We start from the raw sequence: 26,075 nt of genomic DNA on the forward strand, positions 1-26,075 counted from the left end.
GCCAGCCTTACCCGGCACCTGAAAAACCCCGTCTGCAGTGATGCAGGCGGGGTTTTTTTATGCAGCGCCAGCGCTCAGCCTATTGAGCGGCGCCTCAGCAGTTTCTTGAACGTGAACCCCCGTGCCAAGGTCAGTCGGGTACTCGACATGAGGGCCATGGGTTGCGATAGAGCTTGGTCGAGCGGCTGATGAACAGGCAGGTGCGCGGTTCTTTCAGGGGGCGCAGGCCTGGGCCGTTCCCAGTGGCCGGACATGACCACCATCCCCAGCAACTTGAGGGTATTGGCGTAGTAGTCATGGGCCTTGAGTGGACGGTGTTGCAGGTTGTCCCAGATGTTATTGAGCCATGGCTGGTTGCCGGGGCTGATCATGGCGCTGACCCCCAAGGCGGAAATAAACACCGGGTCATCCTGGTCTTCGTCGAATACGCTGCCATCGACCCGGTAACCGTTGTTGAACGCCGCGGGCTGATCGCCGGTGATTGTGCGCGCCCAGTGGTTGAACGGAGTCAGGGCCTCCAGCGCACGCACGTCGCCGTACATCAGGTAGTCCAGGCCGACCCGCCACGGGTAGCGGGCCGCATTCCACGCGTAATCGCCGTCGTGCTTGCCTTCCAGCAGGTCGGCGCGGGCGGGTGTGATCGAGGTGTCGAGGTGGCTGATGAAGTCCGGCAGCAGGGCGCTGCTCGCGCTGTAGCGCTCGGTGAAGGTGTGGATGATCGAGTAGGTTTTGTCACGAACAGCCAGCCAACGCCTGTCACCGGTCATCGCAAAAAAACTGTTGAGGTGCGACTGCATGAAATCCGAGCTGCGGGTGGCGTATTCAAGCTCGGAATCGCCATCGGTGCCGGCCCAGTCGCCGAGCAGCAGATGATGGGTTCGCAGGTGTACCTCATGGTGCATGATCGCCGCCAGCACTTGGTTGGCTTGGCTGCGGTAGTCAATCGCACCTTGGCTGCCCCACGCCTGGTCAGCCAGCAGCAGGGCGTAGGCGATATCCAGGTCACCGTCGGTGGCGCTGGCGTTGCCGCGGAACCGGCCAGTGGAGTTGCCGCAGCCTTCGACCTGGTTCCAGGCCATCAACCCGGGATCGGATTTGGCTGGGTGGTCTTTGAAATAGCGCACCATGCCGTCAAAGATCTGCTGCGCGTCCGGGTCCTGCTCGGCCATCATCACGCTGAGCAGCATGCCATAGCCGTGGGCTTCGGATACGGTAATGGTGTGCGGGGCGGTGCCGCCGCCCACCGGCTTGCCGTCGGCATTGACCTTGATGAAATAGCGCCCGTTGCCGCATTCGGCGGATAGATAAAGCGCCTTCCATTCTGTGTAGAACCGGGTCAGTTGCTGATCCATGACCGCCTGGGGCAGGTGGTTTGGCTTGATCGAGCCGGCGTGGTAAGGCGCCGCTTGGGCAAAAGCCCAGGCATCGCTGACGAACAATGAGCTGGCGGCAATGCACAATGACCCCATCAGCCGGTGCAGGTGCTTTTTCGGGGGACGCATGGGCGGGCTCTCCAACCTGGAATTCAGGTGGCGAGGTTACGGGCGATACGAACTGTTCGCTGTCACAGGCTGTAACACGCGCTGCGCTACTGAGGTGGGCGCAGCGGCAGGACCAGGCTCAGGCGTGCGCCACCCCGCGGGCTGCGGGCCACCGAGAGTTCACCGCGGTGCCACTGCGTCGCCCGTTTGGCCAGCGCCAGGCCAAGGCCGAAGCCGCCTGGAGCGTCACCGCCCATGGCCAGCCGTACGAAAGGCTCGAAGATTTTTTCACGGTTTTCCGCCACGACGCCAGGGCCGTCATCGTCGACGTGCAGTATCAGGTGGTGTTGGCCATGGTAGGCCGCGCTGACACACACCTGGTCGCGGGCATAGGTGATGGCGTTGCTCAGCAGGTTGCGCACGATCAGGTGCAACAGCGCACGGTCGCCGATCAGCTCCAGCTCCGGTGGGTCGGTCTCCAGGCTCAGGTGGCGCTGATGTCCGTCCAGCAAGGCAAATTCCTGATGCAGCCACTCGCGAATGCGGATGGGCTCGTAGTGCAGGTCTGATGCAGAACCGGCCATTCGTGCGAAAGCCAGGCTGGCCCGCACCAAGGCTTCCAGTTCTTCGACGTCGGTGAGCAAGCGCTCCTGAAGTCGGGTGCGTGTCGGCGGGTCGTCACTTTTGCCCAGCAGGGTCAGGGCAAAGCGCATGCGTGCCAGGGGCGTGCGCAGTTCATGCGATACCGCTTGGGAGACTTCGCGGTGGCGTTCGCCCATGGCGCTGATGGCCTGGGCATGTTGTTGCAGCGTCTGCAGCAACGGCGCCCATTCCTTGCCCATCGCGGGCAACATCACATTCGGCGTGTGCGCCAGTGTACCGAGACAGGCATTGAGCTTGCCCAGTTCGCTGGTGCGCCGGCTGTGTGCGCGTAAGCCGAGCCAGAGCAGCAGTAACACCGGCAGGCCGGCGACGCCTGCTGTTATCCAGTAAATCGGAAATTTCAGCAGGTCATCGACCTCAGCCGTGCCCCACATGGGGCCGAACTGGATCACGGTGTCATCGTCCAGCGGGAAGTAGGTGATGTCTTCGTCGCTATTGAGCGCCGGCTGTTGATGTTCCAGCATCACCAAGGCTTCCGGCGGCAGCTCGACGTCATCCAGCGCGACCAGTGCCACCGGGTACTGGAAATGTGCGCGCAAAGTGTCCATGTGCGATTCGCGTTGGTCGGCCGGCAAGGCTTTGAGCTGCTCGGCCACCAGGTAGCCCGGCCCGGCCATCAAGCGTAGAAAACTGTCTTCACCGACAAACACCGAAGCGTTGGCGCACAGCCACAACAGATAACACGTCAAGGCCGCCCAAGCGGTGCCCGCCACGACCGCCATCCAAGGGCGCACTTTAGACAGCATCTTGGCCGTCCTGTGGGATTTCGACAAAGAGATAGCCTTGGGCCGTGATCGTCTGGATGGTCACCGGGCAAGCCAGGTTCATCAGCTTTTTACGCAGGCGCGACACGCGCATATCGATGGAGCGGTTGACCCCGTCGTACTCCAGGCCCCGCAGGCTCTGGAGGAGTTTTTCGCGGGTCAGCAACACGCCGCAATGGCGGGCGAAAATCGCCAGCAATTCGAACTCGGCCACCGAAAACTGCAAAGGGGTTTCTTTGAGCCAAGCGAAATGGCTGTTCAAGTCCAATCGGAAACTACCCCATTGGTAAGTGGCGCGGGGCGTTTGCGCACGGCGGCGCAGCAGTGAGCGGATACGCGCCAGCAACAGCAGCGGGTCGACGGGCTTGACCACATAGTCGTCCGCCCCCACATCGAAGCCGGTCAATTGTTCGGCGTTTTCATCCAATGCCGTCATCATCAGGATCAGCCCGGGGTAGTGATCACGAATCTGTCGACACAGAGTGAAGCCGTCGATACCCGGCAACATCACGTCCAGGATCAACAGCGCCGGCTGTTCATCGAGAATGCGCTGGGCTGCATGATCGCCACGGTGCTCCACCGCAACGGTAAAACCTTCGGCGCGCAGGAACTCGGCCGTCAGCGCGGCCAGTGGGCGGTCGTCTTCAATCAGCAGGAGGGTGTCGGACATGAAAAAGGGGGCCGTCGCCGGAGCAAGGCCGCAAGTGTTACGCCCTTGCCTGGGAGGAGGCAAGGGCGGGACGCGCACTTCGTGGGTTTATCAGTCGGCGGTGAGCGCCGGTGCCGCGTTCTTGGGGGCTTTCCAGCCGAGCAGTTGTTGTGTGTAACCGTAGCTGGCAGCTTGATAGTAGGTGATCGCCCGCTGGATCAACGGATCATCGCTGCCCACGCGTAACTCCTGGCTTTCACCCAGCGCCTGATCATGGCGACGCAACCCTTGGCGCGGGCTGAGGATCGCCAGGTCCTTGCCGTCGAACAACCCCAGGTGCTGGTAGTTGCCGACCACCACACGCGGTGGCAATGGGCTGTCTTGCAATAGGTTGCGACCAAAGAAGGTGGACTCGTAGCTCAGGTTGAGCAGGGCCAGCAAAGTGGGCGCCAAGTCGATCTGGCTGGCCAGTTGCGCGGTTTCCCGGGCCTCGATCAATTTCGGGGCGTAGATGAACAGGGGGATCTGGTAGTTGGTGATCGGCAAGTCTTCCTTGCCCGCGCTGCCGGCCGTATGGTCTGCGACGAACACGAAGATCGTGTTATCGAACCAGGGCTTCTGGCGTGCGGCCTCAAGGAACTGGCCGATGGCGTAGTCGGTGTATTTGACCGCACCGTCTCGGCCCTTGCCGGACTTGATATCAATACGCCCGTCCGGGTAGGTGTAGGGGCGATGGTTGGACGTGGTCATCAATTGCAGCAGAAACGGCTGCTGCTTGGCGTAGTCGGCATCGGCCAGTTTCAGGGTCTGCCGGTAGAGGTCTTCGTCGGCCATGCCCCAGGCATTTTTAAACGAGATATCCGATTCGGCCACGCTGCTCTGGTCCACGACCCGATAGCCATTGCCGCTGAAGAACGCGTTCATGTTGTCGAAGTAACCACGCCCGCCATAGACAAACACACTGTCGTAGCCGATGGCGCTGAGTTGTTGACCCAGGCTGGCAAAGCCGCTTTCGCGCCCTATGCGCTTGACGATCGAGCGCCCTGGCGTTGGCGGAATGGCCAGGGTGATGGCTTCCAGGCCACGGTCGGTACGCGTACCGGTGGCATAGAAGTTATTGAAGTACAGGCTTTGCTTGCGCAGCGCATCGAGGTTGGGCGTAAGGTTGCGCCCATCACCGTTGCTGCCCATGTATTTGGCGCTGAAGCTTTCGATGGTCACCAGCACGATATTGGGCTTGCGCAAGGTGCCGGGGTTCTCGATGGCACGGCGGATATCCAGCGGGTCTTTGCCGATAAAGCGCGCGTTGGGCTCGCTGAGTTCGGTGCGTAGCTGCTGGGCGACCACCTCGGTTGGCAGGCTCTTGTAGAACTGCGTGTAGTCCAGCTCGTTATTGCGAAATGCCGCGAAAAACTGATACGGGCCATTGCTCGCCAGTTCGTTCTTGTAGGCGTTGCCGCCTTGGGTACGCGGGCTGTCCTGGCTGATCAGTTGCAGGCTGAGGCCGGCGGCGATCAACAGGCTCAAGGCGCTCAGCAAGCGGCCGCGCATCGGCGGCAGCGGTGCATTCAAGGCGGCGTTGAAGGGTTTGCGCAGTGCCACGCTCAGCACCACCGCCAGCATCGCCAACAGGCTGAGCAACTTGCCGATCGGATAAGACTCCAGCAGGTTGTTCAGCACCTCGTCGGAATACACCAGGTAATCCACGGCGATAAAGTTGAAGCGCACGCCGAACTCGTCCCAGAACAGCCATTCGGCCACCGAGGTAAACAGCATGGCGAACAGGCTGACCGTCAACACCGCTTGCAGGAACCAGCGATGGCCGCGACGGCGCCACAGCCCCGGTGGGCAAAGCAGCAAATACAGGCCCAGCGGCAAGGCTGCATAGGTCAGGAAGCCCAAGTCGTACAGCAAGCCCACGCCAAACACCGGCAGTACGTTGCCTCCGACTTCACTCAGGTGAGTCAGTAGCAGGACGCTGCGGGTGAGCAGGAAAATAACCAACCATGCGCCGGTGACGAGCAGCAGGTAGCGCATAGGCGCGGTTTTGAGAAACCCCATGTCCAGCATAATCCTTCTATTAATGGGCGATGATCTTCGGCCAGGCCTTGTTGGCGACCTGTGAATCTATAGTGAAAAACTCATTAGATCATAAAGTTGGTTGAGAAGATTAATCGATAAGTCCGACAGGTCTATCCCTGAGCCACGCCAGGCCTTAAGCTGCGCGAGCCAGCACGGCTGGCACGACAGTACGGAGACACTGCTCATGCGAATTCTATTGGTTGAAGACAACCGCGATATTCTGGCCAACCTGGCGGACTACCTGGGGCTCAAGGGCTATACCGTTGACTGCGCGCAGGACGGTTTATCGGGCCTGCACCTGGCGGCCACCGAGCATTACGATCTGATCGTGCTCGACATCATGCTGCCAGGCATTGATGGCTACACCTTGTGCAAACGCCTGCGCGAAGACGCGCGCCGTGACACACCGGTGATCATGCTCACTGCCCGAGATCAGTTGGATGACCGGTTGCAGGGCTTCAAGTCGGGTGCCGATGATTACCTGCTCAAGCCGTTCGCCTTGTCCGAATTGGCTGCGCGCATTGAAGCTGTGCTGCGCCGTGCCCAGGGCGGTGGTCGTCGCGCCTTGCAGGTGGGCGAGTTGTTCTACGATCTTGATACCCTGGAAGTCACCCGCGAAGGGCGCCTGCTCAAGCTCAACCCGGTGGGCCTGAAGTTGCTGGCGGTGCTGATGCAGAAGAGTCCGCATGTGTTGCGCCGCGAAGTGCTCGAAGAAGCCCTGTGGGGCGATGACTGCCCGGACAGCGACAGCCTGCGCAGCCACGTTCACCAGTTGCGCCAGGTGATCGATAAACCTTTCGCCAAGCCATTGCTGCAGACGGTGCACGGCGTCGGTTACCGCCTGGCCGAGGGGCGTGATGGAGTTTAAGCAAAGCCTTGCCCAGCGGATCATCATCGCCTTTGCCTTGATGAGCGCGCTGGTGGCGGGTGCTTTCGCCATGGGCATTGTTGCGACGGTGCACCTGGTGGAAGAAAAATTGATCTCGGCGGGCCTGGGTGGCGACCTGCAACGGTTGCTATTGATGGACAGCGTCGAAGACTGGAGCCACCGGCCGGAGCCGGACCAGTTGTTCTATTTCAGCGGTGGGCGCGGCGATTTCGAACTGCCCAAGGATTTGCGACACCTGGACCCAGGCTTTCATGAGGTGTTTCGCGAAGCGCTGTCGTACCACGCCATGGTCGAAGTGGTCGACGGTCGGCGTTATGTCCTGCTGCAAGACCAGAGCGACTTTGAAGAGCGTGAGCGCGTGTTGTTTGCGGTGGTGCTGGTGGGGTTCGTGCTCAGCCTGGCGCTGGCGGTGTTCCTGGGTTGGGTGTTGGCCCGCAAGGTGATGGCACCGGTGGTACGCCTGGCCCGCCAGGTACGCCATCGTGACCAGTTGCTTGGCCTGGCGCCGCCGTTGGCCCCGGATTATGCGGCCGATGAAGTGGGTGAACTGGCGGTGGCTTTCGATGCCACGCTCGGCCGCTTGCGTCAGGCGTTGTCCCGTGAGCAGTTGTTTACCAGCGACGTGAGCCATGAATTGCGCACACCCTTGATGGTGTTGGCGACTTCCTGCGAACTGTTGCTGGAGAACCCGGCGATTGATCAGCGCGGCCGTGCCCAGGTCGAGCGCATCGCCCGCGCCAGTGAGGAAATGCGCGAGCTGGTGCAAACCTTCCTGATGCTCGCCCGTGCCAAACATGATGATGCTGCCATGTCGCCGCAGGTCAATCTCAAACAGGTGGCCGATGACTTGCTCGGTATCTGGCGCGAGCCCATCGAGCAAAAAGGGCTTGAGTTGATCTACATTCCTGGCAACCCCTTGGCGACCCGCTACAACACCACGTTCTTGCATGCGGTGATGGGTAACTTGCTGCGCAACGCGCTGCATTACACCGAGCAAGGGTTTATCCGCCTCACCCTGGAGCCGAGCGGTTTTATCGTTGAAGACTCCGGCGTCGGTATACCGGAAGAAAAACGTGAAGCGATGTTCGAGCCTTTTGTGCGTGGCAGCGAGAAGCGCGGTGAGGGCCTTGGATTGGGTTTGTCGCTGGTGCAACGCATCTGCGAGAGCCAGGGCTGGAGCGTCAGCCTGAGCACCATGGAGCCCAACGGCTGCCGCTTTCATGTCGAGTTGAGCCAGGTCAAACCCTGATTCGCCAGCCTGCCGCTATGCTGCGGCAGTTAACGTGCTTTTCGGCGAAGATGGCCCCATGCCACCGTTTGTGTCTGTAAAGTCTTGAAATGTATGGGGTTGGACAGGACAAGTTTTTCACAACCAGTTGACCTGTCGATCACAGTTTGCTGCTTAAGGTTGTAGGCATCAGCAACTGGAGATGTTTAGATGCCTTCCCCGATCAAGCTCGAATTTTCCGAAAAGTACGACGACCAACACGCGCAGAATTATTTGCTCAAGCATCAGGACAATCTGGCTCGCCGGTTGTCCCACAAACGCGACGAGCAATTGGCGCGTGGTGCGCTGGCCATGGCCGGTGAGCCTGGGCTGGTCCTGGACCTGCCCTGCGGTGCCGGGCGCTTCTGGCCATTACTGGCCGAAAAACCCAACCGTGTGATTATCGGCGCTGATAATTCGGCATCGATGTTGAAGGTCGCCACAGTCGCCCAACCGGCGGATGTGGTGAAACGGGTACGCACTTTGCAGACATCGGCCTTTGATATCGATTTGCCGGACAACTCGGTCGACAGCATTTTCTGCATGCGCTTGATGCACCACATTGGTGATCCGGAGCATAGGCTGGCGATATTGCAGGAGTTTCAGCGTGTGACGCGCGACAGCGTGATCCTCTCGCTGTGGGTCGATGGCAATTTCAAGGCCTGGAGACGCAAGCGCGCCGAGTCCCGGCGTCGCGAAAGAGGTGAGCAGGAAGGTTACCAAAATCGGTTTGTGTTACCGGCGGCTACTGTCGAGGCAGAATTTGAGCAGGCCGGTTTCCGTGTTCAGGAATCCCTGGACTTCATGCCGCTCTACGCCATGTGGCGAGTCTATGTATTGCGTAAGAGGTGACAGGATGGCAGTTGAGTGCGTAGCAGGTAGTCATGTAGCTCCCGAGGAGCGGTTTGATTATTTCTGGCGCCTTAAAGGGGAATGGGTCGAGGAACCCAATCGTCGGCGTGGCGGTGAAAGTGGTGTGCAGCGGGTCATCAGCCCCAATGGGCGCTTGCTCTACAGCAAACGCCAGACCGGGCACATCTACCGCAGTTGGTTCCACCCGTTCGGACGCCCGACCGTGCTACGTGAGCGTGACGCCCTCAAGGGTTTGCGTTTACTCGATGTACGCGTACCGGAGCTGGTGTTTTGCGAAGCCCGTCGCGACCCGGAACACCGATGGAAAGCACTGCTGGTCACGGCGTCGCTGGACGGTTTCGACGAGATTGAAAACTGGTATGCCGCCGGTGGCCGCGAACAGTACGGCGAGCTTGTCCATGAGCGCCTGCTCAAGGAACTGGCCGGCACCCTGGCGCGCATGCACAAGGGCCGTTGGCAGCACGGTTGCCTGTATATCAAGCACATCTTTGTGCGGGTAACGGGTGAAGGTGATTCGGCCAATGTGGAAGTTGCGCTGCTGGACTTCGAGAAGTGTCGCCAGCGTTTGACCGCCTATCGGGCCGCTTCCCACGACATGCTGCAACTGCGTCGCCATTCGTCGTGGAGCGATGCCGACTGGAAAAAACTCAGCTACTTTTACGAGACGGCGTTTGGCAGCGCTATCAAGGGTTTAACCAGATGAAGCTAGAAATAGCACGAGGTTTGTTTCTGGTCGGTGCGTTGGGTGTTGCAGCCCTGGCCCTGGCTGCGTGGGAGCAACCTCGTACACAAGTGCTCAGTGCGGTGGACGGTAACGGGCAATGCCTGTTACCGCGTGTCGCCAAGGCGAACGTAAAGGCAAGGCCCGATCATGATCTGCTGTTGTTCATGTTCGGGATGTCTCAAGGGATGAGGCCACAGAGTTGAGATGAACCTTAAAAAATTCACCCCCCCGAAACAGGGCCTTGCGATGCGAGGCCCTTTTTTTTGCCTTCAAATCAGATGCAGGTGGTTATCCCAAAGCCCCGCCGGTAACTCCAAGGGTGTGGCGACCAATGGTTTCTGACGGCAATCGTAGAACCGGCAGCGTCCCTGGCCTGAGGTGACGACAAAGCCATCCGCCACTGCCCCCACGCCGGCACAGTCGGGCAAAGGGCCGTCCAGGCGCAGCTCACCGCTGTCGATATCCCAGATAAAAAACCGATTGCCCCGTGGCGCAGTCAGCGCCACCAGGCGCAATTGGCTGTGCACCGCGACGCTGGCGGTGTAGTGCCCCATGGCCTGCAATTGCTCATCGGCCACCGGGAACGCCACGAACGGTTGCCCCGGCCGCTTGATCGCCAGCAGTTCCGAGCGTTCGTGGGAAGGCCCCATGAATTGTTGCCCGGTGAGGACAGTGCCATCGTTGGCGATGCCCATATGGCGCACGCTGTTCATCTGCTGGCCGAGGGTTTCCTTGCTGATCAGCGTGCCATCGCGGTGCATCAGCACCAGGCTCGGCTCCATGGCGTTGAGGTTCATCTCCACCCGGCTTTCGGCTTCGGTGCGAATACCGCCGTTGGCCACCACCAGGGTTTCGCCGTCGGGCATCCACGACACCTGGTGCGGGCCAATGCCGTGGGTGGAGATCTCGCCGCTGTGCACCAGGCGCTCACCTTCGAACCGGTAGACGCCGAGCAGGCCGCGGCCGGGATCGGAGGTGTCGTTCTCGGTGGCATACAGCCATTCGCCGCTCCGGTGAATCACCGCGTGGCCATAGAAGTGGCGGCTGGCGTTCGAGGTGATGGTTTGCAGCAACGCGCCATCACGCAGGTCGATCAGATAACTCTCGGTGCCCGGGCGGCGGGCCACAAACAGCGCAATCGGCAGCGCCGGGTGGTTGATGATGTCGTGGCAGCGTTGGCCGACCTGGGTGGCAAACACCTGCTTGCCATCCAGGCGGAAACCCACCGCGTAGTGCTTGCCCTCGGCATCATCGCGTGCCGAGAGCAGCAGTGGGCTTTTGTCCTTTTGCTTGAATAGCGTCCAGCCACCCAACGTGAGCGCGCTGAGCAGCACGCTGCCAATCGCCAAAGCCTGTCGCCTGAGCATCATCAGTCACCGTCGTTGGCGTTGAAGCCCAGCTGGATGCCCAGCGCCTTGGCCAGCTCACCTTCGTGCAGGCGATGGACCACGTTGAGGCTGTCGTAGAGGTCATTGAGCTGCTGGCGCCCGGCGTCATCGTTCAACAACTCGCTGAGGGTGCGCTGGTTGCTGGCGAACAGTTTCAGGGCGGCGGCATAGGCGGCGTCGATCTTGTCGGCCAGCGGCTTTTGCTCCGACGGCAGCAGGTTGCGCAGGCCCTTGTTGTCGACCCCCACCCAGACGGTTTGCGCGGCGGCAAGGCTGGTTTCCAGGCTTTGCAGGGACGACTGGCTGCGCCATGCGTCAGCCTGGAACGGTTGCGGGATACCCTTGGCCTGGCGGCCCATCGGCGTGCCGAGTTTCTTTTTCAGGGTGTCCAGCGCGGTCACCTGGGCACGCAGCAGGTCAGCGATGGCTTCGTGGGAATCGGCGTAGCGCTGGTTGGGAAACTTGGTCATCTGCGCGAGCATGCCGTCGGTGCTGTTCCAGCTGGCGAGAATCTCTTCGGCGAGGCTTTTCTGGCGCTCGCCGATCGCCACCAGCAGTGGGCAGTAGCGCGCCTTTTGCGCTGGATCGGCGACGTCGGTCTTGGCGTCGTAGAGGATGTATTCGTAGGCCGATAGGCCCTGTACCACGACGCTGGACTTGGCCAGGGCAGCGGCGTCGATCTGCGGCTGGGCGCTGACCAGTTGTTCGACCTGGCGGCCCACCAGGTTTTTCTTGTCCGGCCAGAACTGCACCTGCCACGAACGGTTGCCCTCGGCCAGCGGGCCGACCAGCAGCGGTTGCAACTCGGCCCAGGCTTTTTGTGCGTGGAGGAAGTCGGCGCGGGCGGTGTCCAGGCTTTCCTTGCCCTGGCAATAGGCGAGGGCGCTGACGGCCAGTTGGCGGTCGGCTTCAACCCAGCGGCTGTAGGTCGGCAGGATGACTTGCTTGGCGATGGCCGCCGAGGTCACTGCTTGCGGGTCCTGGGGCGAGCAGGCGCCGAGAGCGAGTGCGGCCAGGCTGGTGAACAACAACTTGGGACGGAACATGTAGAGCTCCCTTCTGTAATTGGGGCGAAGCTTATAGAGAATTCAGGAACGCCAGCAACGCGGCGCGCTGCTCGGCGTTGAAAGACAACACCTGTTGTTGCGCCGCCTGTGCTTCACCGCCATGCCACAGCACGGCTTCGAGCAGGTTGCGGGCGCGGCCGTCATGTAAAAACTGGGTGTGGCCACTCACGGTTTGCGTCAGGCCAATGCCCCACAACGGGGGTGTGCGCCAGTCGCGGCCCCCGGCCTTGAATTCGCTACGCTGGTCAGCCAGACCTTCGCCCATGTCGTGCAGCAGCAGGTCGCTGTAGGGGCGGATCGTCTGGTTGGCCAGTTCGGGTTCGGACGCAGAGGCGGACGTGGTGAACGTCGGTTTATGGCACCCCTGGCAACCGGCCTGGTAGAACAGGTTTTTGCCGGCCAGCACCTGTGGCGTATTGACGTCACGGCGTGCGGGGACCGCAAGGTTGCGCGTGTAAAACAGCACCAGGCGCAGGATGTTATCGCTGACTTCCGGCTCGCCATCGGGGCCATTGCCGTTGGGGGCCTGTTTGCAGGCAATCTGGGCATCCGTGCAATCATCAAAGGGTCTCAGGGAAGTGGTGAGGCCCATGTCACCAGAGAACGCGTGAACATTTTGTTGATTAAGGTTGGGTTGCCCGGCTTTCCAGCCGAAACGCCCGAGGACGGTCTTGCGCTGGGCGTCGTCCCACACCCAGTTGGCGCGGCCGACGAGGGCTTCCTGGTCGGCGGTTTTCGCGTCGGTGTTGCGCAGGATGTCGGCGTCACTGATGGCTTCGAGCAGGCCCAGGCCGATCATCGGCGGTGCGATTCGCGCTGAAAAAAGTGTATCTGGATGCATCGGTCCGTAGCCGAGCTGGGTGATTTGCAAGGTGGGCTTACGCAACTCAACCACCGTGCCGTCCTTGAAGCTGACGTTGACCGGCGTGTAGTCCACTCGCACCTTGCCTTCGGGGGCCACGCCCGGCACGGCCATGTCTTGCAACTGCCCGCCGTAGACAGGCTCGGGCACCACGCCGAGTTGCTCGATAAGCTTGGCATCGATCGGCGTAGGCGCAATCGACAGGCGCACCAGCATCGACACCGCATTCGGCGCGTCGGGCAGCGGTGGGTGCCCGCGCCCGTCCTTGATATGGCAGTTCTGGCAGGCGTTGGTGTTGAACAAAGGCCCCAGGCCATCACGCGCGGTGGTGGTGGACGGTGCGATCACCCATGGGCTGCGGAAAAAACTGTTACCGACGCTGAAATCCAGACGACGGCTCGGCGCCAGGTTGGCTGAGGGCAGGGAAAACGCATTCTGGTCGCGCTTGTTCACCGTCGTCGCGCCGCCGGCCCGCGATTCCCCCGGCTCTGCCTGGGTAAACCTGGGAGGGGCATCGCAGGCGCTCAGGCTCAAGGCCATCAACGCTGCCGACAGGCGAAAAAACGAACGGAACATCGAGTTTCCTGGAACAAGGCGGAAAATGAGGCCGCAAAGTCTAACAGGGCAGGGCAGATTGAATAAGAGCAATTATCGTTTGGTGGAACCCGATTCATTCCCGCTAGAATGGCCGCACATTTATTTCTGGAGGTGGCCAATGCAGGCTCTCGACGCTTTGCTCAACCGTGTTTCCGTGCCGCGTTTGCTTGAGCCGGCACCGACCCAGGAGCAGCGCGATGTGCTGTTCGCCGCCGCCATGCGCGCGCCGGACCATGGCCAGTTGCGCCCATGGCGTTTCCTCACCGTGGAAGGCGCCGCCCGTGAGCAAATGGGCACGTTGTTGGCCGAAGCCGCCCGCCTGCAAGATGCCGATGCTCCGCAAGCCGTCATCGACAAAGCCCAGAACGGCCCGTTGCGTGCCCCGTTGGTCGTGGTGGTGATTGCCCGCTTGCAGGAACACTTCAAGGTGCCGAAGTCAGAACAGTTGCTGGCAGCCGCCTGTGCGGCCCATGGCATTCTGTTGGCGGCCTACGCCCAAGGGATTGGCGCCGTGTGGCGCACCGGCGAATTGTCCTACTCGGCCCACGTCGCCAAAGGCCTGGGGCTGACGGCGGATGAGCAAGTGATTGGCTTCCTCTACCTGGGCACCCCGCAGAACCCGCCGCGTACGGCGCCGAAAGAAGATGTGGCGCCGTTTGTCCAGGCGTGGCTGGGACCCCAAGTCTGAAGTGATCCCAGTGTGGGAGGGGGCTTGCTCCCTCTCACATGGGGTCAGACCTTGAACTGATCCATCAACTTCATCTGTTGACCGGCCAGCGCATTGAGCTGGCTGCTGATGGCCGCCGATTCGGTCGCCTGGCCGGTGAGGGCTTCAGTCACGGTGCGGATCGCCGAGACGTTGCGATTGACCTCTTCGGCCACCGCGCTCTGCTCTTCGGCGGCGCTGGCGATCTGCAGGTTCATGTCGCTGATCACCGTCACCGCATCGCTGATCTTGCCCAGTGCCTGCACGGCTTGATGGATCTGCCCGGCGTTGCTCTGGGCCTGGTGCTGGCTGGAATGCATGGTCGCCACCACGCCACGGGTGCCACTCTGGATGCGCTCGATCACCTGGCGGATTTCCTCTACCGAGTCTTGGGTGCGTTTAGCCAGGTTGCGCACTTCGTCGGCCACCACCGCAAAACCACGGCCGCTTTCCCCGGCCCGCGCCGCTTCGATGGCGGCGTTGAGCGCCAGCAGATTGGTCTGTTCGGCGATGCTGCGGATCACTTCGAGCACCGAACCGATCTGCTCGCTGTTCACCGCCAGGGCTTCCACTTCAGACACCGCCTTGCTGACCTCTTCGGCGAGTGTGGTGATGTCGCGGGTGCTCTGCTCGATGATCGACATGCCTTCACGCGCCGACTGGTCAGCCCCGCGTGCGGCATTGGCGGCACTGGAGGCACTGTTGGCTACATCGTGGGCGGTGGCGCTCATTTCGTTGGACGCCGTGGCCACCTGGTCGATTTCGCGGAACTGCACTTGCATGCCTTCGCTGGTCTGGCGGGCAATCTCGGATGACTGATCTGCCGTACCACGGGCTTCGGCGATGCTTTGCTTGATCTGCGCGATGGTCGGTTGCAGCTTGTCGAGGAAGCGGTTGAACCAGTTCGCCAGTTCGCCCAGTTCATCTTTCTTGGCGTACGCCAGGCGCTGGGTCAGGTCACCCTCGCCGCTGGCGATATCCTTGAGCATGGCCGCCACGTTGTTGATCGGGCGGGTGACGCCGGTGGCGGTCAGCCAGATCAGCAGCAAGCCCAGCAGCGCGGCGGCGGCGGCGATCAGCAAGGTCTTGATCAGGCTGCTGGCCTGGGCTTCGTCGAGTACCGCTTGCAGTTTGATGTTATCGGCGAGCATCACGCTCTTGGGCAGTTTGATGAGTACGCCCCAGTTCTTGGCGTCGGCAATCGGTTTGAACGGATAGACGGCGCGAATCGTGTCGTCCTGTTCGCGGATCATCGGGCTGCCGGTGGCCAGCAGTTGCACGATCTCTTTGCCTTCTGCACCCAGGGTATCGATCAGGTTCTTGCCGACCTTGGCGGGTTCACCGCTGTAGGCTGCGATCAAACCGGTGCTGGAGAGGTATTCCAGGTGCGCCGCGCCGTTGAACAGGCTTTTCTGCGCGGCGTCGGTGTTGGCTTGCAAGGCGTTGAGGGCGATGTCGACGCCGATCACGCCGATGACTTTGCCGTCCACGATCAGCGGCAGGGAAATGGTGGTCATCAGCACCGGCTTACCGGCCACGGTGTCCTCGTAGGGGTCAAGCAGGCAGGTGTTGCGGCTGTCTCGTGGGCAGGTGTACCAGCTGTTGTAGGGGATGCCACTGAGGTTGAGGGTGGTCTTGGTCAGATCCTCTTCGACCATGATGGTGTTCAAGCCTTCACCGCCGGCGCGGCTCCAATAGCTGGAGAAACGCCCTTTTTCGTTGGACACCCGCGCCTTGTCATCGATGAACTCGCTGTCTTTGCCATCCAGGGCATTGGGTTCGAACGAGAGCCAGACACCCAACACGCCACGGTTGCGTTCAAAGGCCGTCTTCAGGCTCTGATTGAGTTCTTCACGCAATGCCCCAGCCTCCAGCCCGCGCTTGGCGCCGGTGTTGCGCAGGTCCTTGATCTGGTCAGCCAGTGCGGTAATGGCCACCAGGCTGTCGCTGAAGGTTTTCTGCAATTGTGCGGCTTGTTCGCCGGCCTTGGCTTGCAGCAACTGCTCCACGCTGGAGGTGAGCATGCGCGAGCTTGAGTCGCTGACTAATTGGTCGTTTTGATGGGTGTTATAGAGGTTGAGGCTCACGACCAGCGCGATCACCCCCAACAGACACAGGCCGGACAGCAGCACGATTTTCAAGCGAATGGAGAGGGTGTCGAACATAGGTTCACTCGTGAATGAATGTGTTGGAATGCAAGCAAGGCAAGCCAAATCCATTCGGCGCTATATCCGGAGCATCGGCGCAGTCGGGTGATTCATGAGGAGGAGGCGATGAGTGGTAGGAAAAACCCTACACGCAGCGTTAGACGGGGGTTGCGAGGCGTTCCGGACGCGACCAGATCCACAAGTTGCCCAGGCTCATTCCGGCAATCGCCAGGTAGATCGGCCAGCCGTGATCGAGCATCACCAGCATCAGGCCCGCACACAACAGCATGCTCACCGTGGCGCTGACTTTGGCGCGACGCGCGATGATCTTGCCATTGCGCCAGTTGAACAGGATCGGCCCGAACAGCCGGTGGTTTTCCAGCCAGGCGCTGAGGCGTGGCGAGCTTTTGGTGGCGGCCCAGGCGGCGAGCAGGATGAATTCGGTGGTGGGCAAACCCGGTATGACAATCGCCACCAACCCGATGCCCAGGCTGACGTAGGCCAGCAGGCCGAACAGGATCCGGGCGATTTTCGAGGGGGATTGGGTTTTGCCGGTCATAGATGGGAGGGTCACAGAAAATCAGGGAGCAATGAGATCTAGCTGTGGGAGGGAGCAAGCCCCTCCCACAGGTTGATGGCATTTCAATTCAGGCGTCAGGCCAGTTCGGGGGCGCTAGCGTACGCCTGTTCCAGCAGCACGGTGAAGCGCACGAATGCATCGATTGCACCTTTTTCTGCCGCAGCCTCTTCTTCGGCGTTCAATTCCAGGCCGTCGAGGGTGCGGGTAAAGCGCTTCCAGCCTTCGGCGCGGCCACCGGCCGGTTCACCCAGGTGACGGGCACCGAAGGTTTCACTCAGGCCCAGGCCCACGGCGCGCTTGATCAGGAACGCGGCTCCCAGCTTGGAGCCTTCCGACACGAACAGCCAGCCCAGGGCTTGGGCTTTGCTGGGGTTCTTCACTGCGCCTGCGACCGGTGCCGGCACGTCGGTGTCCAGGTCGCCCAAGTCCAGCCTGGCGGCTTCGGCACGGCAGCGCTCGGCCAGGTCCGGGAAGATCTCGATCAGTTGCGGGTCGTTGTACAGGGCCACCAATTCCGACTGGAACAGGTATTGCGCCACTACGAAACGGGCGAAGTTGGCCTGGGTTTCGAATGGCGCGTGGGCTTTGACCAGCGCGTCGAGCTGGGCGTGTGGGGCGTGGGTGATCTGGTTCAGGCGCTGGGAGCGCAGGCTTGGGCGTTCTGCGGTAGGGGAAGCGGTCATCGAAAAAGTCCTTGAGAGGGGGAGCGCCTTGTGGCTCTAAAGAGAGCGGTTATCAACTAGACGAACAGGAAGACGCGGCACAGTAAAAAATCCTCACCTGCCGGCGACTGAGGCCGGCGAGGTGAGGTGCTTCGCTCAGATGTCCCAGATCACGTTGATCGCAAAGTTGCGGCCAGGCTGCGTCAGGCGGTCCAGGTTGGCCGGGCCGGTCACCGCGGCTTCGCCGACGCTGTCGTAGCTGCGTACGTCATCCCAGTTCCAGTACTTCTTGTCGGTCAGGTTGTAGAGGCCGGCGTTGAGGGTCACATCGCGGGTGACTTTGTAGTAGCCGGTCAGGTCGAGCACACCGAAGCCTGGAGTCTTGAACGGGCCGTTGCCATCCGGTGCGTGGAAGGTGCTGCTGTCGACGCGGTTCTGGCGTTTGACCAGGGTCCAGCTCAGCAGGCCACCGTAATTGTCCTGGTCGTAGCCCAGGCCGAACACGCCCTTGAGCGGGTTGACACTGTTGAGCGGCTCGCCGGTTTCGTCGTTACGACCGTAGGCATAGGACACCGAACCTTGGGTGTACAGACCGTGAGGCGCGCCGAAAGCATCCAGGTTCAGGCGACCCTTGGCTTCCGCGCCCTTGATGGTGGCACGCTTGATATTGACGGCCTGGAACTGTTCGACGGTGCCGCCGACCACGGCGTTGTCTTCGTCGATGAAGTTGCGGTACTTGTTGTAGAACACCGCGATGTCGAAGGAACCTGCGTCGAACTTGCCACGAATCCCGGTTTCAATGCCTTTGCTGGTTTCCGGCTTGAGGTCTGGGTTGGGCTCCACGGTGTAACCCAGGTTGAGGTTTTCAAAGCGGCCGTACAGCGCCTTGGCCGATGGCGTGCGGAAGCCCTCGGCGTACTGGCCGAACAAGGTGTATTGATCGGTGAGGGCGTAAGTCAGGCCGAACTTGGGCGTCACGCGGTGCCAGGTTTTGTCCTTGTCGTTGACCGTATCCTGGCCGGTCGGGTTGACGGTGTTGAGGAATTCCTGGGTCAGCTTGGGCTTGAGCTGGGTGTAGTCGTAGCGCAAGGCCGGCAGGAAGGTCCATTTGTCCCAGGAGATCTGGTCCTGGGCGAACAGCGAATAGGTGTTGATGGTCGGGTCCGGGAAGTCACTGGACTTTTTCACGCTGTCGCCGGCGGAAGGGCTGGGCGCACCGATGGCGGTGCAGCCGGAGCCGACGGCCAGGCAGGTCGCCGAGCCTTCGCGCGAGCCGGTGACTTTCTGCTGCTTGAGCGTGGTGCCGTAGGTCACCTGGTGATCGGTCTCGCCGAGGCTGAAAGCCTTGTCCAACTGGGCGTCGAACACCCACTGGCGTTCTTCGTAAAGGGTATCGCGGGTACGCAGGACGCGACGGCCGGACTGATAGATCTCAGCCGTGGTCTGGTCGGTCTTGGCGATCTGGTAATTGAGGCTGGTCTTGATGCGGTCGGCAATCGGCGATTGCAGGGCCAAGCTGTTTTCCAGGCCGAAGCGTTCACGGGTGATGGTATCGTTGCCCCGCCGGTCACGGTACAGATTGAACCCTCGTCCGCCGATGAAGGGGCCGCCTACGGCATTTTTCAGGTTGACGTCGCGGTCATCCTTGAACTTCTCGTAGGTCAGGCCCAGGCGGTTGTCATCGCCATAGTTCCAGCCCAGCTTGGCGAGGACATTGGTGGTGCGCGCCTCTTCCGGGTTGGCGCCGGTGCGGGCCAGGCCGGTGGCGTTGTTGCCGTCGTAGGACTCCATTTCATGCCCATTGCGCTGGCTCAGGTGCAGCAAGCCGTCGAAGTCCTGCATGCGGCCGGCGACGGTGCCTGAGGTCAGCCAGCTATCGTCGGCGGAGCTGTAGCCGGTTTTCAGGCGGGCACCGACATCCTGGCCGGGCTTGATGATGTCGTCCGGGTCGAGGGTGAAATAGCTCACCGCGCCGCCAATCGCACTGCTGCCGTACAGGGCCGAGGCCGGGCCGCGGAGGATTTCCACACGCTTGACGATTTCCGGGTCGACATAATTGCGTCGCGTCTTGGCGTAGGGGCCGTTGAAGAAGTTGTCAGGGACTTCGACACCGTCCACCTGGGTGAGGATGCGGTCACCGTCGATACCACGAATGTTGTAGCCGGCATTGCCGGAGCGGGTGCCGGCGCCGCCGACGGAGACGCCAGGTTCGTAACGCACCAGTTCGCGAATGGTGCTGACGTTCTGGCGGTCCAGTTCCTCGCGGTCATGCACCGTGACGGTGCTCGGCACACTGTTGACGTCCTGTTCATTACGGGTGGCGCTGATGGTCACCTGTTGCAAATTTAGCGTGCTGCCAGCTGCGCGTTTTTCCAGGACGATGGTGTTATTGCCCAGTTTGCGGTAGCTCAGGTTGGTCCCCACCAACAGCCGGTCCAGGGCTTTTTCCGCTGACAGCGGGCCGCGTACACCGGGGGACGATACGCCCTGGCCCAGTTCCGCCGGCAGGCCGACCTGCCAGCCGGTCACCGCGCTAAAGGCATTCAGCGCCGAGACCAGGGGTTGCTGCTCGATACTGAAAGTGTAATTGCCATGGCTGCGGGCGATGGGCTCGGCAGCCATGGCGACCGTCATGGGCGCGCCCGCCAGCAGGATGGCGGCGGTCAGCAAGGACAGGACGGGCGAGGAAGACCGGCGGTTGAAACGAGAGGACATCGAGAGCGCTCCGGAGGTACGAATCTTATAGTTGCGCACTGAACCAAATAGGAATCAGTTGCATTGGCTAAGACGAGACGTACCACTGCGGGCTATCGAGTAAAATTAATTCTCATTTAGTTCAGAATGACCAGTGCCGGGTACTCCGAAAGCTTGGCCGAGGTGATGTGCGCCAGGGAGCGCACCACGTCCAAGGGCTGGTCAAGCCGGTAATTGCCGGTGACGGCGACGCTGGCGAGCTTGTCGTTGTTGTTGACGATCCAGCCTGGGTAATAGCGGCGCAGTTCAGCCAGTACTTCGCCCATCGGGCAGTTTTCAAACACCAGTCGGCCCTGGACCCAGGCCAGGTCCTTGCTGGCATCTAGTTTGGCCGGTTGGCCAAAGCCCTGGGGGCCGATGCGGATGCTTTCACCGGCGCTCAGGCGCACCCGGGCATCGTTTGCGGTGGTGCTCAGGTCGACATCGCCGCGTTGCACCTGCACCTGCGCTTCGCCATTGAGGTAACGCACGGCGAAGTCGGTGTCGCGCACGCTGGCGCGCACCGGGCCGGCATCAATCTCCAGGGGCAGGCCGCGGCTGGGTACGACTTCGAAAAACGCCTCGCCTTGATACAGGCGTGCGACGCGCTGGTGATCCTTGATGCTGCTGGAAAGCGCCGAATTGGTATTCAGCAATACCTTCGAGCCATCGTCCAATTGCAGGCGCTGGCGTTCGCCCACGACGGTCAGGTGGTCGGCTTGCAGGCGCATGGGCAAATTGCTGAAGCTGAACAGTCCGAGCAGCAGCACGGCGGCGGTGGCCAAGGGTTTCCAATGCGGCTTGAGGCGGCGCCACGCACTCGGCTTGCGAGGTGCGGCCAGGGCTACGGCGGCGCTGTGCACCGGCGCGCTACCCCACGCCGCCTCGGCTTTGGCGAAGGCGTGCGGGTGCGCCGGGTCGCTGGCCAACCAGGCGTCGAACTCGGCCTGTTGCCCGGGATGTGGGCACTGCAAGGCGACCAGCCAATCGAGCGCCTGGTTCATGGCCGCATCTTGCAGCACCTCATGAGCCAGCTCATGAGGGCGCAGTTTATTCGGGTCCGTCACGGTGTTCCTCGGGGCTTCGCCACGTTTTATTGGTCTTTCCTACAGCCTGGATCAACATTTCTGTCGGATGCAGCTTAAGGCTGATCCAGCCGGTCGGCCACACCTACACAGATGGCCATGATCAATTTCAGTTCCTTTTGCACGGTGCTCAAGGACACGTGGAGTTGGTCGGCAATCTCTTGATAGCTGCAACCGTGCAGGCGACTGAGGATAAAGATCTGCTGCTGGCGGGCGCTCAACTGGCCGAGGCTGACGCTCAGGTGTTCAAGCAGTTGCTCGGCCTGGGTTGCATCTTCCGGGGTGCTGATGGGGGCGGCAACGCTTTGCAGGATATCCAGTGGGACATCTTCCTGCAGCGTACGGGCTTGAATCCTGCGCGCACGCAGATGATCCAGCGCCAGATTGCGCGCCGTCTGATAGACGAAGGGTTCGAGGTGGTCGATCGGCCGCTCGCTGAGGGCACGGGTGACGCGCAGGTAGGTTTCCTGCAACAGGTCTTCGGCGGTGCTGTGGTTATTCACCATCCGCTGCAAAGTGCGTAGCAGAATCACCCGTTGGGTGAGAAAGACTTGGTTGAAGCGAGATTGGCTCACAGTGATACCAGACCGATTTGCAGTTAATGATAATGCTTATCATCAACTGAAATGGCAAGTGCGGTATTTGATCGTTCCCACGCTCTGCGTGGGAATTCATCCTGTGACGCTCCGCGTCACGACCTTGGGACCGGGACGCAAAGCGTGGGAACCTGCAGGTCGCCTTATTCGGCGTTACACAGCGCCAGGCAGTTATCCAGCATACGGTTGGAGAAACCCCATTCGTTGTCATACCACGCCAGCACCTTCAGCAACTTGCCGCTGACCTTGGTGTGATTGGCATCGAAAATCGACGACAACGGGTTGTGGTTGAAGTCGCTGGAAACCAGCGGCAAGGTGTTGTAGCCGAGGATTTTCGAGTGTTGGCTGGCTTCTTTGAGCAGTGCGTTGACTTCCTCGGCGGTGGCTTCTTTCTTCAACTGCACGGTGAGGTCGACCAGCGACACATTGATCACCGGTACACGGACCGCCATGCCGGTCAGCTTGCCTGCCAGTTCCGGCAGTACCAGGCCGACGGCTTCGGCCGCACCGGTCTTGCTCGGAATCATGTTCTGGGTGGCCGAACGCGCGCGATACGGGTCGGTATGGTAGACATCGGTCAGGTTCTGGTCGTTGGTGTAGGCATGAATGGTGGTCATCAAGCCGCTTTCGATCCCCAGCTCGCGATGCAGCACCTGGGCGACTGGTGCCAGGCAGTTGGTAGTGCACGAGGCGTTGGAGATGATCTGGTGGGATTGACGCAAAATGTCGTGGTTCACACCGTAGACCACGGTGGCGTCCGCGCCTTTGGCCGGTGCGGAGATGATCACCTTGCGTGCACCGGCGGTAACATGGGCGGCAGCCTTGGCACGGTCGGTGAACAGGCCGGTGCATTCGAACACCACATCGATTTTCAGCGCGGCCCATGGCAGTTCGGCCGGGTTGCGAATGGCACTGACGGCAATCCGGTCGCCGTTGACGGTCAGGCTTTCCTGATCGTGGGCGACCTCTGCTTCAAAAGTGCCATGCACGGTGTCGTATTTGAGCAGGTGGGCATTGATCGAGCTGTCGCCCAGATCATTGATGGCGACGATCTGCAAATCCTGGCGATAGCCTTGGGTATACAGTGCGCGCAGGACATTACGGCCGATGCGGCCAAAACCATTGATTGCGATGCGAAGAGTCATTGGAAAGTGCCTGTCGTCGATTTGTTGTAAGAATTACAAGATTATTCGCATAAAAATAGAAAACAAGCCTTTTTAGTGGCAATATTTTGTTCAATCTACAACGAGTGACCTGAATCAACTGGTCCGATGATCCGAACGACACCCTGCCATCCCATGAGCTGCGGGCGTTTGGTCAACATAGGAACGAGGGTCGCCACATCCGTTAGCCTGGAGTTCTACACATGCATCCCCGCGTTCTTGAGGTCACCGAACGGCTTATCGCCCGCAGCCGCGCCACCCGCGAGGCCTACCTTGCGCTCATTCGCGGCGCCGCCAGCGACGGTCCGATGCGCGGTAAGCTGCAATGCGCCAACTTTGCCCATGGCGTGGCCGGCTGCGGTGCTGAAGATAAAAATAGTCTGCGTATGATGAATGCCGCCAACGTGGCAATTGTTTCCTCATATAACGACATGCTCTCGGCACACCAGCCGTACGAACATTTCCCTGAACAGATCAAGCAAGCCCTGCGTGAAGTCGGCTCGGTCGGCCAGTTCGCCGGCGGCACCCCCGCCATGTGCGACGGTGTGACCCAGGGTGAGCCGGGCATGGAGCTGAGCCTGCTCAGCCGCGAAGTGATTGCCATGTCCACGGCGGTAGCGCTGTCCCACAACATGTTCGACGCCGCCTTGATGCTGGGCATCTGCGACAAGATCGTCCCAGGCCTGATGATGGGCGCGCTGCGCTATGGTCACCTGCCGATGATCTTCGTCCCGGGCGGGCCGATGCCGTCGGGCATTTCCAACAAACAGAAGGCCGATGTGCGCCAGCGCTATGCCGAAGGCAAGGCCACCCGCGAAGAGCTGCTGGAATCGGAGATGAAGTCCTACCACAGCCCCGGCACCTGCACTTTCTACGGCACCGCCAATACCAACCAGTTGCTGATGGAAGTGATGGGCCTGCACTTGCCGGGCGCTTCGTTCGTCAACCCGTACACGCCGCTGCGTGACGCACTGACCCGTGAAGCGGCGCATCAAGTCACGCGCCTGACCAAGGCCAACGGCAATTTCATGCCGATCGGCGAGATCGTCGATGAGAAGTCGATCGTCAACTCCATCGTTGCCCTCAACGCGACCGGCGGTTCTACCAACCACACCTTGCACATGCCGGCCATCGCCATGTCGGCGGGCATCATCCTCACCTGGCAGGACATGGCCGATCTCTCCGAGGTGGTGCCGACCCTGTCCCACGTGTATCCAAACGGCAAGGCCGATATCAACCACTTCCAGGCGGCGGGTGGCATGTCGTTCCTGATTCGCGAACTGCTTGAGGCCGGCCTGCTCCACGAAGACGTCAACACCGTGGCCGGCAAGGGCTTGAGCCGCTACACCCAGGAGCCGTTCCTGGTCGACGGCGAGTTGATCTGGCGCGACGGCCCGATCGAGAGCCTCGATGAAACCATCCTGCGCCCCGTGGCCCGTGCGTTCTCGGCCGAGGGCGGTTTGCGCGTGATGGAAGGCAACCTCGGTCGTGGGGTGATGAAAGTCTCGGCCGTGGCCGTGGAGCATCAAATCGTCGAAGCGCCGGCCGTGGTGTTCCAGGACCAACAGGACCTGGCCGACGCATTCAAGGCCGGCGAGTTGGAAAAGGACTTTGTCGCGGTGATGCGATTCCAGGGCCCGCGCTCCAACGGCATGCCGGAATTGCATAAAATGACCCCGTTCCTCGGCGTGCTGCAGGACCGAGGCTTCAAAGTGGCATTGGTTACGGACGGGCGTATGTCCGGCGCCTCGGGTAAGATCCCCGCCGCGATCCACGTCAACCCCGAAGCACAGAGCGGCGGGCCGCTGGCGCGGGTGCAGAATGGCGATATCATTCGCGTGGATGGCGTGAAGGGCACCTTGGAGCTTAAGGTGGACGCCGAAGAATTCGCAGCGCGCACGCCTGCCACGGGCCTGTTGGGCAACAACGTGGGGGCTGGTCGCGAACTGTTTGCATTTATGCGCTTGGCCGCAAGCTCCGCAGAGCAGGGCGCCAGCGCCTTTACCTCTGCCTTGGAGACGCTTAAGTGAAGCTTGCGCTGGTCGGTGACATCGGGGGAACCAACGCCCGTTTTGCGTTGTGGCAGGATCAGGAGCTGCATTCGATCCGGGTGCACGCCACGGCGGATCACTCAAGCCCTGAGGCGGCCATCATGGTCTACCTCAAGGAAGAGGGCCTGCAAATCGGCGACATCGGCGCGGTGTGCCTGTCGGTCGCCGGGCCGGTGAGCGGTGATGAATTTAAATTCACCAACAATCACTGGCGCCTGAGCAAGACTGCATTCTGTAAAACCCTGCAGGTGGATAACCTGCTGCTGGTCAATGATTTCACGGCCATGGCCCTGGGCATGACACGGCTCAAGCCCGACGAATTTCGCGTGGTCTGCGAAGGCACGCCGGAAGCGTTTCGCCCTGCGGTAGTGATCGGCCCGGGCACTGGCCTTGGCGTCGGTACGTTGCTGGATCTGGGTGGCGGCCGTTGGGCGGCGTTGCCGGGGGAGGGCGGCCATGTCGACCTGCCCCTGAGCAGCCCGCGTGAAACCCAGCTGTGGCAGCACATCCACAATGAGATCGGCCACGTCAGCGCCGAGACCGCCCTGAGCGGTGCTGGCCTGCCGCGTGTCTATCGCGCAATCTGTGCGGTGGATGGCCATACGCCGGTGCTGGACACGCCCGAAGCCATTACGGCGGCGGGGTTGGCCGGTGACCCGGTGGCCGTGGAAGTCTTGAACCAGTTCAGCATCTGGTTGGGCCGCGTAGCGGGCAACAACGTGCTGACCACCGGCGCGCGCGGCGGTGTGTATATCGTGGGCGGGGTGATCCCGAGGTTTGCCGACTTCTTCATCAACAGTGGTTTTACCAAGAGCTTCAGTGACAAAGGCTGCATGAGCGACTACTTCAAAGGTATTCCGGTGTGGTTGGTGACCGCGCCGTATTCCGGGTTGACCGGGGCGGGTGTGGCGCTTGAGCAGGCTTTTGCATAGACCTTGATGGCCTCATCGGGGGCAAGCCCCTCCCACACTTCGATGTGTGAATACATTCAAAATGTGGGAGGGGGCTTGCTCCCGATGGTGGCCCTAAGCAACACATGACTCAAG

22 protein-coding genes are annotated in these 26,075 nt (G+C 61.2%); 8 read left to right on the forward strand and 14 right to left on the reverse strand.

Annotated elements, in window-relative coordinates:
- Positions 1 to 74 precede the first annotated feature (74 nt).
- From ACQRBT_RS13145 to ACQRBT_RS13160, 4 genes are all read right to left on the reverse strand, one after another.
- Positions 75 to 1,502 carry a glycosyl hydrolase family 8 gene (locus tag ACQRBT_RS13145; RefSeq protein ID WP_412046758.1) on the reverse strand — a complete coding sequence of 476 codons (1,428 nt, stop codon included), beginning with the start codon at positions 1,500 to 1,502 and terminating at the stop codon, positions 75 to 77.
- A gap of 86 nt (positions 1,503 to 1,588) precedes the next feature.
- Positions 1,589 to 2,890: a sensor histidine kinase gene (locus tag ACQRBT_RS13150; RefSeq protein ID WP_090368797.1), complete on the reverse strand. Its 1,302-nt coding sequence runs from the start codon at positions 2,888 to 2,890 to the stop codon at positions 1,589 to 1,591.
- Positions 2,880 to 3,578 carry a response regulator transcription factor gene (locus tag ACQRBT_RS13155; protein WP_060754249.1) on the reverse strand — a complete coding sequence of 233 codons (699 nt, stop codon included), beginning with the start codon at positions 3,576 to 3,578 and terminating at the stop codon, positions 2,880 to 2,882. Before ACQRBT_RS13155 ends, ACQRBT_RS13150 begins: the two co-directional genes overlap by 11 nt.
- A gap of 90 nt (positions 3,579 to 3,668) precedes the next feature.
- The gene (locus tag ACQRBT_RS13160) at positions 3,669 to 5,618 is read right to left on the reverse strand and encodes an LTA synthase family protein (RefSeq protein WP_244700414.1); all 1,950 of its coding nucleotides are present in this window, start codon (positions 5,616 to 5,618) and stop codon (positions 3,669 to 3,671) included.
- 205 nt (positions 5,619 to 5,823) lie between these two features.
- On the opposite strand from ACQRBT_RS13160, the gene colR reads away from it, so the two are divergent.
- The 5 genes from colR to ACQRBT_RS13185 all read left to right on the forward strand — a co-directional run bounded on the left by colR (position 5,824) and on the right by ACQRBT_RS13185 (position 9,595).
- A complete protein-coding gene (gene colR / locus ACQRBT_RS13165; protein WP_198760547.1) occupies positions 5,824 to 6,507 on the forward strand; it encodes a two-component system response regulator ColR in 684 nt (227 codons plus the stop codon).
- A complete protein-coding gene (locus tag ACQRBT_RS13170) occupies positions 6,497 to 7,777 on the forward strand; it encodes a sensor histidine kinase (RefSeq protein WP_060754247.1) in 1,281 nt (426 codons plus the stop codon). The genes colR and ACQRBT_RS13170 overlap by 11 nt, the downstream gene beginning before the upstream one ends.
- 189 nt (positions 7,778 to 7,966) lie before the next feature.
- Positions 7,967 to 8,647: a class I SAM-dependent methyltransferase gene (locus tag ACQRBT_RS13175; RefSeq protein WP_060754246.1), complete on the forward strand. Its 681-nt coding sequence runs from the start codon at positions 7,967 to 7,969 to the stop codon at positions 8,645 to 8,647.
- Positions 8,648 to 8,651: 4 nt separating this feature from the next.
- A complete protein-coding gene (locus ACQRBT_RS13180) occupies positions 8,652 to 9,371 on the forward strand; it encodes a lipopolysaccharide kinase InaA family protein (RefSeq protein ID WP_244385148.1) in 720 nt (239 codons plus the stop codon).
- Positions 9,368 to 9,595 carry a hypothetical protein gene (locus ACQRBT_RS13185; RefSeq protein WP_090368801.1) on the forward strand — a complete coding sequence of 76 codons (228 nt, stop codon included), beginning with the start codon at positions 9,368 to 9,370 and terminating at the stop codon, positions 9,593 to 9,595. Before ACQRBT_RS13180 ends, ACQRBT_RS13185 begins: the two co-directional genes overlap by 4 nt.
- Positions 9,596 to 9,661: 66 nt before the next feature.
- Here ACQRBT_RS13185 and ACQRBT_RS13190 read toward each other — a convergent pair whose 3' ends face one another.
- From ACQRBT_RS13190 to ACQRBT_RS13200, 3 genes are read right to left on the reverse strand one after another with little or no spacing between them, the layout of a single operon-like run.
- Positions 9,662 to 10,759: a DUF1513 domain-containing protein gene (locus ACQRBT_RS13190; protein ID WP_412046773.1), complete on the reverse strand. Its 1,098-nt coding sequence runs from the start codon at positions 10,757 to 10,759 to the stop codon at positions 9,662 to 9,664.
- A 2-nt stretch (positions 10,760 to 10,761) separates the two neighbouring features.
- Positions 10,762 to 11,826: an imelysin family protein gene (locus ACQRBT_RS13195; protein WP_060754242.1), complete on the reverse strand. Its 1,065-nt coding sequence runs from the start codon at positions 11,824 to 11,826 to the stop codon at positions 10,762 to 10,764.
- Between the two features lie 31 nt (positions 11,827 to 11,857).
- Positions 11,858 to 13,285 (reverse strand): di-heme oxidoredictase family protein, encoded by a 1,428-nt coding sequence (locus ACQRBT_RS13200; protein ID WP_412046759.1) that lies wholly within the window; start codon positions 13,283 to 13,285, stop codon positions 11,858 to 11,860.
- A gap of 139 nt (positions 13,286 to 13,424) precedes the next feature.
- Here ACQRBT_RS13200 and ACQRBT_RS13205 point away from each other — a divergent pair, with 139 nt between their 5' ends.
- Entirely contained in the window at positions 13,425 to 13,994 is a 570-nt protein-coding gene (locus ACQRBT_RS13205) for an NAD(P)H nitroreductase (protein ID WP_060754240.1), read from the forward strand.
- A gap of 44 nt (positions 13,995 to 14,038) precedes the next feature.
- On the opposite strand, the gene ACQRBT_RS13210 is transcribed toward ACQRBT_RS13205, so the two are convergent.
- From ACQRBT_RS13210 to gap, 7 genes are all read right to left on the reverse strand, one after another.
- Entirely contained in the window at positions 14,039 to 16,177 is a 2,139-nt protein-coding gene (locus tag ACQRBT_RS13210) for a methyl-accepting chemotaxis protein (protein ID WP_412046760.1), read from the reverse strand.
- A gap of 139 nt (positions 16,178 to 16,316) precedes the next feature.
- Entirely contained in the window at positions 16,317 to 16,718 is a 402-nt protein-coding gene (locus ACQRBT_RS13215) for a YbaN family protein (protein WP_060754238.1), read from the reverse strand.
- A gap of 95 nt (positions 16,719 to 16,813) precedes the next feature.
- The gene (locus ACQRBT_RS13220; RefSeq protein WP_060754237.1) at positions 16,814 to 17,422 is read right to left on the reverse strand and encodes a biliverdin-producing heme oxygenase; all 609 of its coding nucleotides are present in this window, start codon (positions 17,420 to 17,422) and stop codon (positions 16,814 to 16,816) included.
- 135 nt (positions 17,423 to 17,557) lie between these two features.
- Positions 17,558 to 20,116, reverse strand: coding sequence for a TonB-dependent receptor (locus ACQRBT_RS13225; RefSeq protein ID WP_412046761.1), 2,559 nt, complete (start codon positions 20,114 to 20,116; stop codon positions 17,558 to 17,560).
- Between the two features lie 116 nt (positions 20,117 to 20,232).
- The gene (locus tag ACQRBT_RS13230; protein WP_090368814.1) at positions 20,233 to 21,201 is read right to left on the reverse strand and encodes a FecR family protein; all 969 of its coding nucleotides are present in this window, start codon (positions 21,199 to 21,201) and stop codon (positions 20,233 to 20,235) included.
- Between the two features lie 74 nt (positions 21,202 to 21,275).
- Entirely contained in the window at positions 21,276 to 21,794 is a 519-nt protein-coding gene (locus ACQRBT_RS13235; RefSeq protein WP_060754234.1) for an RNA polymerase sigma factor, read from the reverse strand.
- A 164-nt stretch (positions 21,795 to 21,958) separates the two neighbouring features.
- Positions 21,959 to 22,960, reverse strand: a complete 1,002-nt coding sequence (gene gap, locus ACQRBT_RS13240) for a type I glyceraldehyde-3-phosphate dehydrogenase (RefSeq protein WP_412046762.1) — start codon at positions 22,958 to 22,960, stop codon at positions 21,959 to 21,961.
- A 221-nt stretch (positions 22,961 to 23,181) separates the two neighbouring features.
- On the opposite strand from gap, the gene edd reads away from it, so the two are divergent.
- Both edd and ACQRBT_RS13250 read left to right on the forward strand, forming a co-directional pair.
- Positions 23,182 to 25,008 (forward strand): phosphogluconate dehydratase, encoded by a 1,827-nt coding sequence (edd, locus tag ACQRBT_RS13245; protein WP_060754232.1) that lies wholly within the window; start codon positions 23,182 to 23,184, stop codon positions 25,006 to 25,008.
- On the forward strand, positions 25,005 to 25,961 hold the full coding sequence (locus ACQRBT_RS13250; RefSeq protein ID WP_060754231.1) for a glucokinase: 957 nt from the start codon (positions 25,005 to 25,007) through the stop codon (positions 25,959 to 25,961). The genes edd and ACQRBT_RS13250 overlap by 4 nt, the downstream gene beginning before the upstream one ends.
- Positions 25,962 to 26,075 lie beyond the last annotated feature (114 nt).

It is taken from the genome of Pseudomonas sp. R19M, from assembly GCF_050312585.1.
GTDB lineage: Bacteria > Pseudomonadota > Gammaproteobacteria > Pseudomonadales > Pseudomonadaceae > Aquipseudomonas > Aquipseudomonas palleroniana.